The organism is uncultured Jannaschia sp., assembly GCF_947494025.1.
In the GTDB taxonomy this organism is placed as follows: domain Bacteria; phylum Pseudomonadota; class Alphaproteobacteria; order Rhodobacterales; family Rhodobacteraceae; genus Jannaschia.
In genome coordinates, this window is record NZ_CANLTQ010000003.1 from 136,522 (window position 1) to 150,156 (window position 13,635).

The window sequence follows — 13,635 nt, forward strand, 5'->3', positions numbered from 1 at the left end:
ACGGAGACCCGTCATGGCCACGAGCGAGATCGTCGACACCGCCTTCGGCACGCCCTGCCCCGATTTCGTCCTGCCCGACGCGGCCGGGCGAACCTGGACGCGGGCGGATTTGGCGGGACCGGGCGGGCTGGTGATCGCGGTGATCTGCAACCATTGCCCGCATGTGCGCCGGCAGATGGCCGGGCTCGCCGAGGATTTCGCCGCGCTCGCGGAGGAGGGGATCGGGGGCTGCTGCATCATGCCAAACGACTGGTCCGTTTACCCTTCGGACGCGCCCGAACACATGGACGCCTTCGCCGCCGAACACGGTCTGACCGTGCCCTATCTCGTCGACGAGACGCAGGCGGTGGCCCGAGCGCTCGGCGCGGTCTGCACGCCGGATCTGTTCGGCTACGGGCCGGACCTCGCGCTGCGCTACCGCGGGCGGCAGGCGGAGCTGCGTGCAGCGATGCGGGCGGTGGCCGCCGGGCAGGACGTGCCGGACCAGGTCGCCGGCATGGGCTGCTCCATCAAGTGGCGGGCCTGACGCCCTAGAACCGCGACAGGATCAGCCCGCCCGCGACCATGAGGCAGGCCAGCACCCGCGTCGGCGTCACCGCGTGGACCGGCAGGCCGAACGCCCCCGTCGCGTCGAGCACGAGGCCCGAGGCGAGCTGGCCCAGGATCAGGGCCGCGAGCGCGGTGAGGATGCCCACGGTCGGCACCGACCAGAGCATCGCCCAGACCACGAGCGCCCCGAACAGCCCGCCGATCCAGTAGACCGGATCGACGTTGCCCGCCCGCAGCAGCGCGCCGCCCTGCCCGAAGGCGAAGGTCATCGCGAGGAGCGCCGTGAAGCCCACGCCGAAGGAGATGGCGGCCGCCGCGACGCCGCCGCCGATGAGCCGGCCGAGCGCCGCGTTGAGCGGCGCCTGCACGCCGAAGCCGAGCCCGGCGGCGAAGACGACGAGGACGGGGATCAGGAACGGGGTGGGCATCGGTGGGCTCCGGCGGGACGGGGGCGGGATTGCCCCGTCGCGGGCTGGCCGATATGAGCGCCGCAATCAAGCCCGCACGCCCGGAGGCTCGCCATGCCCTATCAACAGCTCGAAGCCGCCATCGACGCCGCATGGGAGGCCCGCGACACCGTCACGCCGCAAACCACCGGCGAGACGCGCGAGGCGATCTCCGCCACGCTCGGCGCGCTCGATTCCGGCGAACTGCGCGTGGCCGAGCGGGGAACGGACGGGACGTGGCATGTGAACCAGTGGGCCAAGAAGGCGGTGCTGCTGGGCTTCCGGCTCAAGGACATGGAGGTGCAGACCGGCGGTCCGCAGGGCGGGTCCTGGTGGGACAAGGTCGACAGCAAGTTCCACGGCTGGAACGCCGCCAGATGGGAGCGCGCGGGCTTCCGTGCCGTGCCCAACTGCATCGTGCGCCGCTCGGCCTACATCGCGCCGGGCGTGGTGCTGATGCCGTCCTTCGTGAACCTCGGCGCCTATGTCGACAGCGGCACGATGGTCGACACCTGGGCCACGGTCGGCTCCTGCGCGCAGATCGGCCGGAACGTCCATCTTTCGGGCGGCGTGGGCATCGGCGGCGTGCTGGAGCCGCTGCAGGCCGACCCGACGATCATCGAGGACAATTGCTTCATCGGCGCGCGGTCCGAAGTGGTGGAGGGCTGCATCGTGCGCGAGGGCTCGGTGCTGGGCATGGGCGTCTTCATCGGCAAGTCCACCCGGATCGTGAACCGCGTCACCGGCGAGATCACCTATGGCGAGGTGCCGCCCTATTCCGTCGTCGTGGCCGGCTCGATGCCGGGCAACCAGACGATGGGCAACGGCGAGGCCGCGCCGAACCTCTACTGCGCCGTGATCGTCAAGCAGGTCGACGCGAAGACCCGGTCGAAGACGGCGATCAACGAGCTGCTCCGGGCCTGAGATCCGGCCTCCGCCGTCACGGCCGGTCGGGACCGGGCGGCGTGTAGGGCAAACCCTCGCGCGCGATCCGCTCCGCCTCGAGCGCGTCCATGAGTTCGAGGGCCCGCCGCTTGCGTCCGAGGCCGCGCCACAGCGCCCGGCGCCAGGCGCGCGCGGCCGAGCGCGGCGCCCATTGCAGCTTGGCCGTGGCGAGCCACGCGCGCAATTCGGCGGGCAGGTGATCGTACTCGTTCATCAGCCGGCGCCGCGCCTGCGACGCGCGCAGCTCGGCCGACGGATCGGGGCGTTCCCGCGTCATATGTCCCTCCGCGGCGAAAGGATGGCCCATCCGCCCGCCCTGTCAAACCCGCGCGTGTGCGGGGAACCGCCGGGCCGGGTGCGACGTTCCGTCACTGGAGCACAACCTGAGCGAAGGAACGACAATATGGCTGGTATCGGCTGGATCATGAGCATCATTCTGGGCGGCTTGGCCGGCTGGATCGCGGAGAAGATCATGCATTCGGACATGGGACTTCTCATGAACATCGTCCTGGGCATCGTCGGCGCCCTTGTCGCGAACTTCCTGCTGGCGCTCGTCCTCGGCGACACGGTGGGCGAGGGAAGCTGGCTGATCCAGCTGATCGTGGCCGTGATCGGCGCGTGCCTGCTGATCTGGGTCGTCCGGATGGTGCGCGGACGATCCTGACGGAATCGCGAACCGGACACGAAGGGCGTCGCATCGCGGCGCCCTTTTTCGTGGGCGGCCCCGCCGCCGCACTCGGTTGACACGGGCCGAACGGAAACGGAGACGGAGGCCATGTCCGACAAGCCCAAACGCCCGCATCACGTCTACACCCTTCTGGTCGAGGTCGGCCGCCGCCTGGAGGACGGTCTGCCCGACGGCGCGTCCGGCGCGGCGCTGATGTGCTATGCCGGCGGCGTCGACGAGGACGAGGCGGTGCGCGAGACGGTGGCCGTCCTGAAGACGGCGGGCATGAACGTGCTCGAGGTCACGGGCTACGGCACGCTCGAGGAGCGAGAAGCCGACGGCCACGACATCGAGGCGGACGAGCGTGCGTTGATGGACCGGGCGCTGGAGGAGAACGCGGTGATCGTGGCGCAGACCACCGTGTTCCGCGAGGACGACGCGTGATCGACCCGGTGGACCTGACCGCGCGCCTCGTGCGCTGCCCGTCGGTCACGCCGGAGGAGGGCGGGGCGCTCGGGGTCTTGCAAGAGGTGCTGTCGGCCGCGGGCTTCGACCGCGCGCGCATCGACCGGGGCGGCGTACCGAACCTTTACGCCCGCTGGGGCGCAAAGGGCCATCCGCGCACGATCGGCTTCAACGGGCATACCGATGTCGTTCCGGTGGGCGACCGCGCCAACTGGACGCACGACCCGTTCGGGGGCGAGATCGAGGCGGGCTGGCTTTACGGCCGGGGGGCCACCGACATGAAGTCGGGCGTGGCCGCCTTCGCCGCCGCCGCCGTGGATTTCGTGACCGGAACGCCCCCCGACGGCGCCGTCGCGCTCGCCATCACCGGCGACGAGGAGGGGCCGGGGACGGACGGCACGGTCGCGATCCTCGACTGGATGGCCGGGGCGGGCGAGCGGATGGACGTCTGCCTCGTGGGCGAGCCGACCTGTCCCGAACGACTGGGCGAGATGATCAAGATCGGTCGTCGCGGCTCGCTTTCGGCCTGGTTCACCTTTCGCGGGGTGCAGGGCCATTCCGCCTATCCGCATCTCGCGCGGAACCCGCTGCCGGCGATGGCCCGCCTGATGGCGCGGCTCTCGTCGCATGAGCTGGACGGGGGGACGGCGCATTTCGATCCGTCCACCCTCGCCGTCGTGACGATGGATACCGGCAACGCGGCGACCAACGTGATCCCGGCGGAAAGCCGCGCGGCGGTCAACATCCGCTTCAACGACGCTCATGACGGCGCGGACCTCGTGGCATGGCTCGAATCCGAGGCGCGCGCGGTCGCGGCGGCGACCGGGATCGAGATCGGCGTCGACGCGAAGATCTCCGGCGAGTCCTTCCTCACGCCGCCGGGGGCGCTCTCCGATCTCGTCTCCGGCGCCGTCGCGGCGGAGACGGGGGTGACCCCGGTCCTGTCCACCGCCGGCGGCACGTCGGACGCGCGCTTCGTGAAGGACCATTGCCCAGTGGTGGAGTTCGGGCTGGTCGGGCACCGGATGCACGCGGTGGACGAGCGCGTGCGGGTGGAGCAGATCGGGCAGTTGAAGGCGATCTATGGCCGCGTGCTGCGGGACTACTTCGCGGCCGGGTCGGGTATTTGAACCGAGACGAAGCTCAGGCGGCCTTCCTGGCCTGATCCGGGCGCAGAAAGACCGGCGCCTCGGGCGTGGAACGGTCGGGCTGGAACGTGTAGCCGCCGGCGTCGAAGGCGCGGAGGTCGGCGGGGTCGTCGATCCGGTTCTCCACCACGAAGCGCGCCATCGCGCCGCGCGCCTGCTTGGCATGGAAGCTGACGATCTTCGGCCCGCCCGGCTTGTCCTCCAGGAATGTCGGCGTCACGACCGGCAGGGTGAGCGCGGTCCGGTCCACCGCGTCGAAATATTCCCGGCTGGCGCAATTCAGGAGCATCCGCGCCCCGACCGCCTCGGCCTCCTGGTTCAGGGCCCGGGCGATCCGGTCGCCCCAGAAGGCGTACAGGTCGCGCCCCCAAGGCCCGGCGAGGCGCGATCCCATCTCCAGCCGGTAGGGCCGGAGCGCGTCCATCGGGCGAAGCAGGCCATAGAGACCGGACAGGATGCGCAGGTGTCCGTCCGCACGGCGCAGCGCGTCCTCCGAGAGCGTCGCGGCGTCGAGCCCGGTATAGGTGTCGCCGGCGAAGGCATGGATCGCGGGCGTCTCCGGGGCCGTCGCCCAGTCGCGGAACCGGTCGCGGTTCAGGCGGGCGAGCGGCTCGCTGATCGACATGAGCCGGCGCAGGTCCTCGATGCCGAGCGCGCGGGCGGCGGCCACGAGCTCCGCCGTCGCCTCCGGGAAGATCGGCGCTGTCGTCTCCGCCGTCCGGGGCGCGGGGTCGAGCTTCTTGGCGGGGGACAGGACGATCAGCATCGGGTCATTCCTTCCGCAGGATTTCAAGAAAGGCGTCGCCGAACCGCTCGGCGTGCCGCGCGCCGAGGATGCGGGCGATGTCGTCCGGGTCGGGCCGGGCGCGGGCGACCTTGGCGAGCTGCGAGGAGGAGCAGGACATCGGCTTCTCGAGCCCCGTCGCCCCGCGCGCGAGGTCGTTCTGAACCGACAGGAGCCGGTCGTAGATCGCCCCTTCGCCGCGCCCGGCGAGCTTGCGGCGCGCGGGGTGGACGGCGTCGGGCGCCCCGCCGGTGACGACCGCGAGGAAGTCCGCGCCGTAGCGTTCGAGCTTGGTCGCGCCGACGCCCGAGATCCGCGCCATCGCGTCGAGCGTTTCCGGACGCGTCTCGGCCATCTCGATCAGGGTGCGGTCGTTGAAGACGACGTAGGCCGGCACGCCCTGCCGTTCGGCCAGCGCTCGGCGCTTGGCCTTGAGCGCGGACAGGAGCGGCGCGTCCTCCTCGGCGACGAGCTGCTTCACCGCGGGGCGGCGCTCGGCCCGGCGGATCGTGTCGCGCCGGAGCGTGACATCGGCCTCGCCGCGCAGGATCGGGCGGGCGGGCTCCGTCATCCGCAGCGCGCCGTGCCGCGCCGGATCGGGGCGCACGAGGTCGAGGCCCATCATCTGCCGGAAGATCGCCTGCCACTCGGGCTTCGCCACGTCCGACCCCACGCCCCAGGTCGGCAGGCTGCCATGGCCGAAGCGACGGGTCTTGTCGGTCTCCGTCCCGGTCAGCACGTCGATCAGGTGGCCGGTCCCGAACCGCTCCTCCGTCCGCAGCATCGCCGAGAGCGCCTTGCGCACCTCGGTCGTCGCGTCGAAAAGCTCGGGCGGATCGGCGCAGAGGTCGCAGTTCCCGCAGGGCTCCGTCGTCTCGCCGAAATAGCGCAGGAGGGTCACGCGGCGGCAGACCTGCGCCTCCGCCAGTCCCAGAAGGGCGTTCAGCCGGCCGTGATCGGCGGCCTTCATTTCCGGCGGGGCGAGCCCCTCGTCGACCTGCTGGCGGCGGTAGCGGATGTCGTCCGCGCCGAACAGCGTCAGCGTGTCAGCCGGCGCGCCGTCGCGGCCGGCGCGGCCGATCTCCTGGTAATAGGCCTCGATAGATTTCGGCAGGTCGGCATGGGCAACCCAGCGGATGTCGGGCTTGTCGATCCCCATGCCGAAAGCCACCGTGGCCACGACGATCAGCCCGTCCTCTCGCTGGAACCGCGTCTCGACCAGCCGGCGGTCGTCGGCCTCCATGCCGCCGTGGTAATGACAGGCGGCATGGCCGTCCTCGCGGAGCGCGCGGGCCAGCGCCTCCGTCTTGGCGCGGGTGCCGCAATAGACGATGCCGGACTGCCCCTTGCGGGCGGCGGCGAAGGACAGGATCTGCCGGCGCGGCCCGTCCTTGGGCTGAAAGGCCAGCGCGATGTTCGGACGGTCGAAGCCATGAAGGAAGGTCTCGGGCGTCCCGTCGAAGAGCCGCGCAGCGATCTCCGCCCGCGTTTCGGCATCCGCCGTGGCGGTGAAGGCGGCGAGCGGCACGTCGAGCGTCCGGCGCAGCTCCCCGACGCGGAGATAGTCGGGGCGGAAGTCGTGGCCCCACTGGCTCACGCAATGCGCCTCGTCCACGGCGATGAGGCGCGTGTCGGCACGCTTCAGCATCCGTTCCGTCGCGGTGGAGGCGAGCCGTTCCGGCGCGATGTAGAGAAGCTTGAGCCGCCCCTCCTCGATCGCCTGCCAGACGGCCTCCGTCTCCTCCTCGGTATTGCCGGAGGTGAGCGCTCCGGCGGAAACGCCCGCCGCCTGCAATGCGCGGACCTGATCGCGCATCAGCGCGATGAGGGGCGAGATCACCACCGTGAGGCCCGGACGGCAGAGCGCCGGCAGCTGGTAGCAGAGCGACTTGCCGCCGCCCGTGGGCATGATCGCGAGCACGTCGCGTCCCGCCACCACGGCCCCCACGATCTCCGCCTGTCCGGGGCGGAACCCGTCGAATCCGAAGACGGATTTCAGAAGATCGGCGGGCGCGGCCGTATTCGCGAAGCTCTCGTCCTGCATCCGCGCGAAATCCCATACCGTGTCCGGCAGAGCAAGGGGGCGGGCCCGGTCGGGGGGCGTTCCCCGCCATTGGCACGAGCAAGACCTCGTGATAGCCGGGATACCCTGTCGCAACATATGGGGACATGCCCGTGTCGCATTTCAGGATGATCCTTCTGTCGCTGGTTCTCGCCACCCCGGCGGCGGCGCAGGAGGTCACGCTGCGGTTCCAGCACTTCGTGAACCCAGCCTCGGCCAATCCGACCTATTTCATGCGGCCCTGGGCCGACGCCATCGAGGCGCAATCGGGCGGACGTATCGCGGTCGAGCTCCATCCGTTCATGCAGCTCGGCGGATCGGCGGCGAACATGTACGACCTGATCGCCGACGGGGCCGTCGATGGCGGCTGGGTCATTCCCGGCTACCAGCCCGGCCGCTTTCCCGAAGCAGAAGCGCTGGAGCTGCCGTTCATGACGCCGAAATCGGCGGAGGCGGCCTCGGTCGCGGCTTGGGATTTCACGCAGACGCACCTGATGGACGATTTCGCGGACGTTCACGTCATCGCCGCGCATATGCACGGCCCGGGGCTCGTGCACCTGAAGGGCGATGCGCCCGAGGGCGTCGCGGACTTCCGGGGGCTGAACCTGCGCGGACCGACCCGGATGAGCACGCTTCTTCTCGACAACCTCGGCGCGAACCCGATCGGGATGCCGGTTCCGGCCTTTCCCGAGGCGCTGGCCAAGGGTGTGCTCGACGGCGGGCTCATCACCTGGGAGCAGTCGCCGTCGCTGAAGCTCGACGAGCTGGTGGACAGCCACACGGACGTCGTCGGCGAGGACGCGCTCTACAACCTTTATTTCCTCTGGGCGATGAACAGGGACGTCTACGAGGGTCTGGCCCCGGACCTGCGGGCGGTGATCGACGCCAATTCCGGCGCGATGGCGGCGGCCTGGGCCGGGCGGGCGCATGACACGGGCGATGCGCTGGGGCGCGAGATCATGGCGGCGTCGGGCAACGAGATCGCGGAGCTCTCGCCGGAGGCGACCGCGGAGATCCGGGCGCTCGGGGATGCCGTAACCGACAGCTGGATCGCGGAGATGGACGCGCGGGGCTTCGACGGCGCGGCACTGGTCCGGGATGCCGAGGCGGCGATGGACGCGGCGTCGCGATAGGCGTCCGCGACGATTGCCAGGGCACGCGGCCGCCCGGTCCGCGCGGGGACACATGGTTCGTTTTGGCCGCGATGGGCGAGAGGCGCGATCCGCGTCACGCCCGCGCGAGCGTCACGATCGTGTCGCCGTAGCGGCGCTGGTCCAGGACGGCGAGCCCCTCGACGACCGGTGGCCGCCCTTCCTCCCAGACGACGAGCGCCTCTGGCGCGATCCAGCCCCCGGCACGCAGCGCGGCCATCGCCGCCTCGCCCAGCCCCTGCCCGTAGGGCGGGTCGAGGAACACAAGGTCGTGCGGCGTGCCGGGGCCGGGGCGGCGGGCGTCACGTGCGACGATGCGCGCCTCGGCCTCCAGAAGCGCCACGTTCTCCCGCAACAGGGCCAGCGCGGCCCGTCCCCGTTCCACGAAGGTCGCCCGCGCAGCCCCGCGGCTCAGCGCCTCGAGCCCCAGCGCGCCCGTGCCGGCGAAGACGTCGAGCACCGCCGCCCCGTCGAACGCGTCCGCGTAGCCGCCGTTGACGAGCAGGTTGAAGATCGATTCCCGCACCCGGTCCGTGGTGGGCCGCAGATGCGCCGCCGCGTCCCCCTTGCCGACCGAGGCGAGCCGCCGCCCGCGCCAGCGTCCGCCGACGATCCTCACGCCGGCCTCGCGTCCGGTCCCGGTCTGCGGGGCGAACCCGCGAACCATGCGCGGCGCCCGGTTTCGATGACGGCGATACGATCCATGACGTCTCCACTGGTGCGGACGGCCCCGACAGCTATATCCCGGCCACAGACGTTGCAAACCTCCGAGGAGTTCGACCATGTCCATCACCACCGGCGACAAGCTGCCCGAGGCCGACCTTCTACGGATCGGGGCCGACGGTCCCGAGACGGTTTCCCTGCGGGAGCTCGCCGGCCAGGGCAAGGTCGCGCTCTTCGGCGTGCCGGGGGCCTTCACCGGCACCTGCACCACGGCCCACATGCCGAGCTTCGTGCGCAACAAGGACGCCTTCGCCGAGAAAGGCGTGGACACGATCGTCTGCGTCGCGGTCAACGATCCGTTCGTGATGAAGGCCTGGGGCGAGCAGACCGGGGCGGCGGAGGCGGGGCTGCACCTGCTGGCCGATGCGGACGGCGCCTTCACCCGCGATCTGGGCCTGCAGTTCGACGCGCCCGCCGCGGGCTTCCACGGGCGGTCCCGGCGCTACTCCATGCTCCTCGAGAACGGGGTCATCAAGGCGATGCATGTCGAGGACTCGCCCGGCACCTGCTCCGCCTCCGCCGGCGAGGCGCTTCTCGAGGAAGTCTGAACGCGGGGGGTTCGCCTCGCCGCCCGTTCGTGACATCAAAACCGGGAACGTAGCCCGGAGGCCCCATGACCAGATCCATCACCCTCCTCGGAGCGCCGGTGCAGACCGGCGCATGGCGGCGCGGCTGCCTCATGGGGCCGGACGCGCTGCGCACCGCCGGGCTCGGCCGGATGCTGCGCGAGCTTGGCCACGAGGTGCGCGATCTGCGCAATCTCGCACCCGAGGAGATGCAGGTGCCGCCGGCGCCCAATCCTGCGATCCGCGACCTCGACCTCTGCGCCGGCTGGGTCGCGGCGCTGCAATCGGAGACGGTCGCGCTCGATGCGGAGACGTTCCCGATCTTCATGGGTGGCGACCACCTGATGGCCGCGGGCACCGTTCCCGCGATGGCGCGACGGGCCGAGGCGGCGGGGCGGCCGCTCTTCGTGCTCTGGCTCGACGCGCATTCCGATATCCACGACCTCGAGAGTACCGAAAGCGGCAACCTGCACGGCACGCCGGTCGCCTATTTCACCGGACGCGCGGACTTCACGCCGCACTTCCCCGCGCCGGTCGCCACGGTGGACCCCGCCCGCATCTGCATGATCGGGCTGCGCTCCGTCGACCCGCACGAGAAGCTGGCGCTGAACGAGGCGGGGATCGACGTAACCGACATGCGCGCCATCGACGAGCACGGCATCGCCACCCCCCTCCGCGCCTTTCTGGAGCGGGTGGAGGCGGCCGGGGGGCATCTGCACGTGAGCTTCGACATCGATTTCCTCGATCCCGGCATCGCGCCCGCCGTCGGCACCACCGTTCCCGGCGGCGCGACCTTCCGGGAGGCGCATCTGGTGATGGAATGGCTGCACGATTCCGGCCTCGTCACCTCGCTCGACATCGCCGAGCTCAACCCCTTCATGGACGAGCGCGGGCGGACGGCGACGCTGATGGTGGATCTCGTCGCCTCCCTCTTCGGCAAGGCCGTGCTCGACCGGCCGACGCGCGCGCGGAGCTGACGGCCGCCGCATCCGGGCGGCCTTGATCGGGGCGTTCACTTGCCCCCTTGCCACGCATTGGCCGTGTCCGAAGCGGCGAACAGGCGCTGCAGGGCGAGGAACACGACGATCACCGGCAGGATCGACACGGCGAGGGCCGCCTGCTGCAGCGATTTCTGATCGAGGCTCTCGAACGCGCCCTGCAGCAGGTAGATGCCTACGGGCAGCGTCTGCAGCTCCGGCGCGGAGCGGGTGACGGTCATCGTCCAGATGAATTCGTTCCAGTGGTACACGAAGGAGAACAGCGTCAGCGTCGCGATGGCGGGCTTCACCAGCGGCAGCATGATCGACCGGAAGATACGGTACTCGCTTGCCCCGTCGAGCCGGGCGGCCTCCATCAGGTCGTCGGGAATGCCCATGAAGAACTGCCGCATCAGGAACACCCCGTACCACGTCACGATGAAGGGCAGGCAGAGCGCGGCGTAGGTGCCGAGGAGGCCCGAGCCGCCTTGTCCGGCGATGTCGTTGCCGCCCATCAGCGGCACGAAGCGGAGCAGGAAGAAGATCGGGATGATGAACAGGAAGAACGGGAACATCTGCGCGCCGACGACGAGCTGGAAGATCGAGGCCCGCCCGCGAAACTCGTACTTGGCGAGCGCGTAGCCCGCCGTGACCGAGGTCGCGACCTGCGCCGCGGTGATGAGGCCCGTCACGATCACCGAGTTGGCGAACCACCTTGTCATCGGAAGCTCCGCGAAGACGCGGGCATAGACGCCCCATTGCGGCTCCGACGGGAGGTAGCGGGGCGGGTTGGCGTAGACGTCGGCCGGACCCCGCAGCGCGCCGACGAACATGTCCGCGAAGGGCAGGATCATCAGCCCGGCCCCAAGCGCCAGCAGCGCGTATTTCAGGACGCCCCCCGCATGCCGGCGCAGCGCGCCGCCCGACAGGAGGCGCCGGGTCGCGGCGACCCCCGCCGTCTCGCCCGCGACGATCGGGTCCGGCGCGCTCACCGCGACCGTTCCCGAAGCGCGCGGAACTGCAGGAGCGACAGCGCCCCGATGATCGCGAACAGGATGAGCGCCCCGGCCGAGGCGCGGCCCATGCGCAGATCCTCGAACGCCATGCGATAGGTATAGAGCGCCGTGACCTCCGTTGCCCCGCGCGGCCCGCCCCCCGTCATCGCGAGGATAAGGGAGAAGAACCCCATCCCGGTGATGAAGCTGGTGATCGTCACGAAGGTGAAGGCCGGGCGGATGATCGGCAGCGTGACGCTGCGCAGCGTCCGCCAGGCGCCCGCACCGTCGAGCGTCGCCGCGTCGTAGATCGCCCGGTCCACCCCGTCGAGCGCCGCCGAGAAGATCAGCATGTTCTTTCCTGCGTCGTACCAGATCATCACCAGCACGACCGAGACCATCGCCATCGTCGGATCGGTCAGCCAGTCCGGCCCGCGCAGGCCGATGGCCCCGAGCGCGCGGTTGATGAGCCCGTCGCGGTCGTCGAGGACGAACTGCCAAAGATACGCGATGGCGACGATGTTGGTGAGTTGCGGCAGGTAGTAGATCTGCCGCCAGATCGCCTTGCCCCTGGCCCGGCTGAACGCGAAGGCGAGGAGGAGCGCGAGCGGCACACCGATCGCGACGAAGCCGAACGCGAAGACGAAGGTGTTGACGACGGTCCGCCAGAACGTGTCGTCGCGCGTCAGCAGGTATTCGAACTGCCGCAGGCCCACCCAGGACGGCGCGCCGAGCGGGTTCCAGCGGGTGAAGGAAAGCCAGACCGAGAAGCCGAGCGGCAACAGGAAGAAGACGAACGCGAAGACGAGGAGCGGCGCGAGGAACAGCCAGGGCGCCCATCCGCCGACCGCGGGCCCGTCGACGACGCGCGGCGTTCGAGGCCGCATCGGCTCAGTAGAACTCGAAGAGGATGTCCTCGACCTCGCCGTCGAGCGATTCCAGCGCCGGCCCGGCCTCCGCGTCGCCGGCGAGCACGCGCTCGAAGGTCTGGGCCATCATGCCCTCGATCTCCGCAGCTTGCATGACGTTGGGCTGACTGACCGCCCGGCCTTCCTCAAGCGCGGCGAGATAGGGCGCGGTGAAGGCGTCGGGCTCCCCCATCGCGGCGTTGTCGGCCGTGTTCGCGGTCAGCGCGCCGAGGCCCGAAAGCATTTCCCCCATGCAGGAGGGCCCGTCCTCGCGCGGCGCGTTGAGGTGCCGGACGAGGTCCCAGGCGGCCTCCTTGCGGTCGCTGTTGCTGTCCACGCCCATGAAGAAGGCGTATTGCAGCGTGCGCCAATCCGCGCCGGCGGGGATCGGGCTCACCACGACGTCCTCCTCGAAGCTGTCGCCGAAACCCGCGCGGATCTCGCTTTCGAGCCAGTTCGCCATGATCATCATGCCGATCCCCCCAGCCGGGAAGTCGTAGGCGTCGACCGACAGGTCGGTGATCCCGTCCCCGACCAGTTCCGCCATCCGTTCGAGCGCAGCTTCCGCCTCAGGGCCATCGAGGTTGGCCTCCGAGAAGTCGTCCGAATAGGGCCGCGCGCCTTCGGAATAGAGAAGCGCGTAGAACGGATGCACGAACCCCGCCCCCGAGGAGCTGTCGGCGAAGGCGAAGCCCGCCGTCTCGATCCGGCCCTGTTCGTTGCGCGCGGTCACGGTCCGGGCGATCTCGCGCAGCTCCTCCCAGGTCGCGGGCGGCGCGTCGTAGCCCGCCTCGCGCAGGAGCGCCATGTTCGAGACAAGCATGTAGGCGCTGACCTCCGTCGGCACGCCCCAGACGGTGCCGTCGATCGTCACCGCGTCCACGGTGCCGGCGCTGTAGGTCTCGGAAACGAGCTTCGAGACCGCGACTGGTGGGGCGTCGAGCACGCCGTTGTCGACCATCTGCGCCGCCCAGATCGAGTAGACGTTGTAGATGTCCGGCGACTGCCCGCCCAGGCGCCCGGTCAGAACCGTCTGGAGATAGTCGCGATAGCTGATCTGCTGGTATTCCGCCGTCACGCCGTCCGCCTCGTAGGCGTCGAGACAGGCGAGAAGGGGCGCGGCCTGCTCCTGCGTGTAGTGCATGGCGACCGTCAGAGGGCCGTCCTGCGCGATCGCAGCCACTGGCGTCCCGAGCGCGAGCCCGCAGGCCAACGCGGCCATCCGTTGATGCAGCATGTCCATTCCCCC

General features: G+C 70.4%; 16 protein-coding genes. 8 read left to right on the forward strand and 8 right to left on the reverse strand.

Features of this window, described 5'->3' with window-relative positions; all coding sequences use genetic code 11:
- The first annotated feature begins 13 nt into the window (after positions 1-13).
- Entirely contained in the window at positions 14-526 is a 513-nt protein-coding gene (locus tag Q1B08_RS07245; RefSeq protein ID WP_299816635.1) for a thioredoxin family protein, read from the forward strand.
- Positions 527-530: 4 nt separating this feature from the next.
- Here the strand turns inward: Q1B08_RS07245 and Q1B08_RS07250 are convergent, their stop codons facing one another.
- Positions 531-977: a DMT family transporter gene (locus Q1B08_RS07250; RefSeq protein ID WP_299816637.1), complete on the reverse strand. Its 447-nt coding sequence runs from the start codon at positions 975-977 to the stop codon at positions 531-533.
- Between the two features lie 93 nt (positions 978-1,070).
- Here Q1B08_RS07250 and dapD point away from each other — a divergent pair, with 93 nt between their 5' ends.
- Positions 1,071-1,919, forward strand: coding sequence for a 2,3,4,5-tetrahydropyridine-2,6-dicarboxylate N-succinyltransferase (gene dapD / locus Q1B08_RS07255; protein WP_299816639.1), 849 nt, complete (start codon positions 1,071-1,073; stop codon positions 1,917-1,919).
- Between the two features lie 16 nt (positions 1,920-1,935).
- On the opposite strand, the gene Q1B08_RS07260 is transcribed toward dapD, so the two are convergent.
- Complete coding sequence (locus Q1B08_RS07260; RefSeq protein ID WP_299816641.1) at positions 1,936-2,217, reverse strand: DUF6525 family protein; 282 nt, start codon at positions 2,215-2,217, stop codon at positions 1,936-1,938.
- A 126-nt stretch (positions 2,218-2,343) separates the two neighbouring features.
- Here Q1B08_RS07260 and Q1B08_RS07265 point away from each other — a divergent pair, with 126 nt between their 5' ends.
- The 3 genes from Q1B08_RS07265 (at position 2,344) to dapE (ending at position 4,202) form a co-directional block, all read left to right on the forward strand.
- Positions 2,344-2,604 carry a GlsB/YeaQ/YmgE family stress response membrane protein gene (locus Q1B08_RS07265; protein ID WP_299816643.1) on the forward strand — a complete coding sequence of 87 codons (261 nt, stop codon included), beginning with the start codon at positions 2,344-2,346 and terminating at the stop codon, positions 2,602-2,604.
- 111 nt (positions 2,605-2,715) lie between these two features.
- Positions 2,716-3,051, forward strand: coding sequence for a hypothetical protein (locus Q1B08_RS07270; protein WP_299816645.1), 336 nt, complete (start codon positions 2,716-2,718; stop codon positions 3,049-3,051).
- Positions 3,048-4,202, forward strand: coding sequence for a succinyl-diaminopimelate desuccinylase (gene dapE, locus Q1B08_RS07275; RefSeq protein ID WP_299816647.1), 1,155 nt, complete (start codon positions 3,048-3,050; stop codon positions 4,200-4,202). Before Q1B08_RS07270 ends, dapE begins: the two co-directional genes overlap by 4 nt.
- Before the next feature lie 13 nt (positions 4,203-4,215).
- Here the strand turns inward: dapE and yaaA are convergent, their stop codons facing one another.
- Together yaaA and recQ are read right to left on the reverse strand one after the other, a co-directional pair.
- On the reverse strand, positions 4,216-4,986 hold the full coding sequence (gene yaaA / locus Q1B08_RS07280; protein WP_299816649.1) for a peroxide stress protein YaaA: 771 nt from the start codon (positions 4,984-4,986) through the stop codon (positions 4,216-4,218).
- 4 nt (positions 4,987-4,990) lie between these two features.
- Positions 4,991-7,048: a DNA helicase RecQ gene (gene recQ, locus Q1B08_RS07285; RefSeq protein ID WP_299816651.1), complete on the reverse strand. Its 2,058-nt coding sequence runs from the start codon at positions 7,046-7,048 to the stop codon at positions 4,991-4,993.
- Between the two features lie 131 nt (positions 7,049-7,179).
- Between recQ and Q1B08_RS07290 the strand changes: the two genes are divergently transcribed.
- Positions 7,180-8,199: a TRAP transporter substrate-binding protein gene (locus Q1B08_RS07290; protein WP_299816653.1), complete on the forward strand. Its 1,020-nt coding sequence runs from the start codon at positions 7,180-7,182 to the stop codon at positions 8,197-8,199.
- Between the two features lie 94 nt (positions 8,200-8,293).
- Here Q1B08_RS07290 and rsmD read toward each other — a convergent pair whose 3' ends face one another.
- A complete protein-coding gene (rsmD, locus tag Q1B08_RS07295; protein ID WP_299816919.1) occupies positions 8,294-8,836 on the reverse strand; it encodes a 16S rRNA (guanine(966)-N(2))-methyltransferase RsmD in 543 nt (180 codons plus the stop codon).
- A 163-nt stretch (positions 8,837-8,999) separates the two neighbouring features.
- On the opposite strand from rsmD, the gene Q1B08_RS07300 reads away from it, so the two are divergent.
- Entirely contained in the window at positions 9,000-9,488 is a 489-nt protein-coding gene (locus Q1B08_RS07300; protein ID WP_299816655.1) for a peroxiredoxin, read from the forward strand.
- A gap of 65 nt (positions 9,489-9,553) precedes the next feature.
- On the forward strand, positions 9,554-10,483 hold the full coding sequence (gene rocF, locus Q1B08_RS07305) for an arginase (protein WP_299816657.1): 930 nt from the start codon (positions 9,554-9,556) through the stop codon (positions 10,481-10,483).
- 35 nt (positions 10,484-10,518) lie between these two features.
- On the opposite strand, the gene Q1B08_RS07310 is transcribed toward rocF, so the two are convergent.
- From Q1B08_RS07310 to Q1B08_RS07320, 3 genes are read right to left on the reverse strand one after another with little or no spacing between them, the layout of a single operon-like run.
- Positions 10,519-11,475: a carbohydrate ABC transporter permease gene (locus tag Q1B08_RS07310; RefSeq protein ID WP_299816658.1), complete on the reverse strand. Its 957-nt coding sequence runs from the start codon at positions 11,473-11,475 to the stop codon at positions 10,519-10,521.
- The gene (locus Q1B08_RS07315) at positions 11,472-12,365 is read right to left on the reverse strand and encodes a sugar ABC transporter permease (protein ID WP_299816660.1); all 894 of its coding nucleotides are present in this window, start codon (positions 12,363-12,365) and stop codon (positions 11,472-11,474) included. Before Q1B08_RS07315 ends, Q1B08_RS07310 begins: the two co-directional genes overlap by 4 nt.
- A 4-nt stretch (positions 12,366-12,369) precedes the next feature.
- Entirely contained in the window at positions 12,370-13,623 is a 1,254-nt protein-coding gene (locus tag Q1B08_RS07320; RefSeq protein ID WP_299816662.1) for an extracellular solute-binding protein, read from the reverse strand.
- Positions 13,624-13,635 lie beyond the last annotated feature (12 nt).

Excerpts from the sequence above, each read along its gene's own strand:
- Q1B08_RS07320 (WP_299816662.1), bottom strand. The coding sequence starts at position 13,623 with ATGCTGCATCAACGGATGGCCGCGTTGGCCTGCGGGCTCGCGCTCGGG.
- Q1B08_RS07245 (WP_299816635.1), top strand. The coding sequence starts at position 14 with ATGGCCACGAGCGAGATCGTCGACACCGCCTTCGGCACGCCCTGCCCC.
- dapD (WP_299816639.1), top strand. The coding sequence starts at position 1,071 with ATGCCCTATCAACAGCTCGAAGCCGCCATCGACGCCGCATGGGAGGCC.
- recQ (WP_299816651.1), bottom strand. The coding sequence starts at position 7,048 with ATGCAGGACGAGAGCTTCGCGAATACGGCCGCGCCCGCCGATCTTCTG.
- Q1B08_RS07315 (WP_299816660.1), bottom strand. The coding sequence starts at position 12,365 with ATGCGGCCTCGAACGCCGCGCGTCGTCGACGGGCCCGCGGTCGGCGGA.
- Q1B08_RS07270 (WP_299816645.1), top strand. The coding sequence starts at position 2,716 with ATGTCCGACAAGCCCAAACGCCCGCATCACGTCTACACCCTTCTGGTC.
- Q1B08_RS07250 (WP_299816637.1), bottom strand. The coding sequence starts at position 977 with ATGCCCACCCCGTTCCTGATCCCCGTCCTCGTCGTCTTCGCCGCCGGG.
- yaaA (WP_299816649.1), bottom strand. The coding sequence starts at position 4,986 with ATGCTGATCGTCCTGTCCCCCGCCAAGAAGCTCGACCCCGCGCCCCGG.
- Q1B08_RS07260 (WP_299816641.1), bottom strand. The coding sequence starts at position 2,217 with ATGACGCGGGAACGCCCCGATCCGTCGGCCGAGCTGCGCGCGTCGCAG.
- rocF (WP_299816657.1), top strand. The coding sequence starts at position 9,554 with ATGACCAGATCCATCACCCTCCTCGGAGCGCCGGTGCAGACCGGCGCA.
- Q1B08_RS07300 (WP_299816655.1), top strand. The coding sequence starts at position 9,000 with ATGTCCATCACCACCGGCGACAAGCTGCCCGAGGCCGACCTTCTACGG.
- Q1B08_RS07265 (WP_299816643.1), top strand. The coding sequence starts at position 2,344 with ATGGCTGGTATCGGCTGGATCATGAGCATCATTCTGGGCGGCTTGGCC.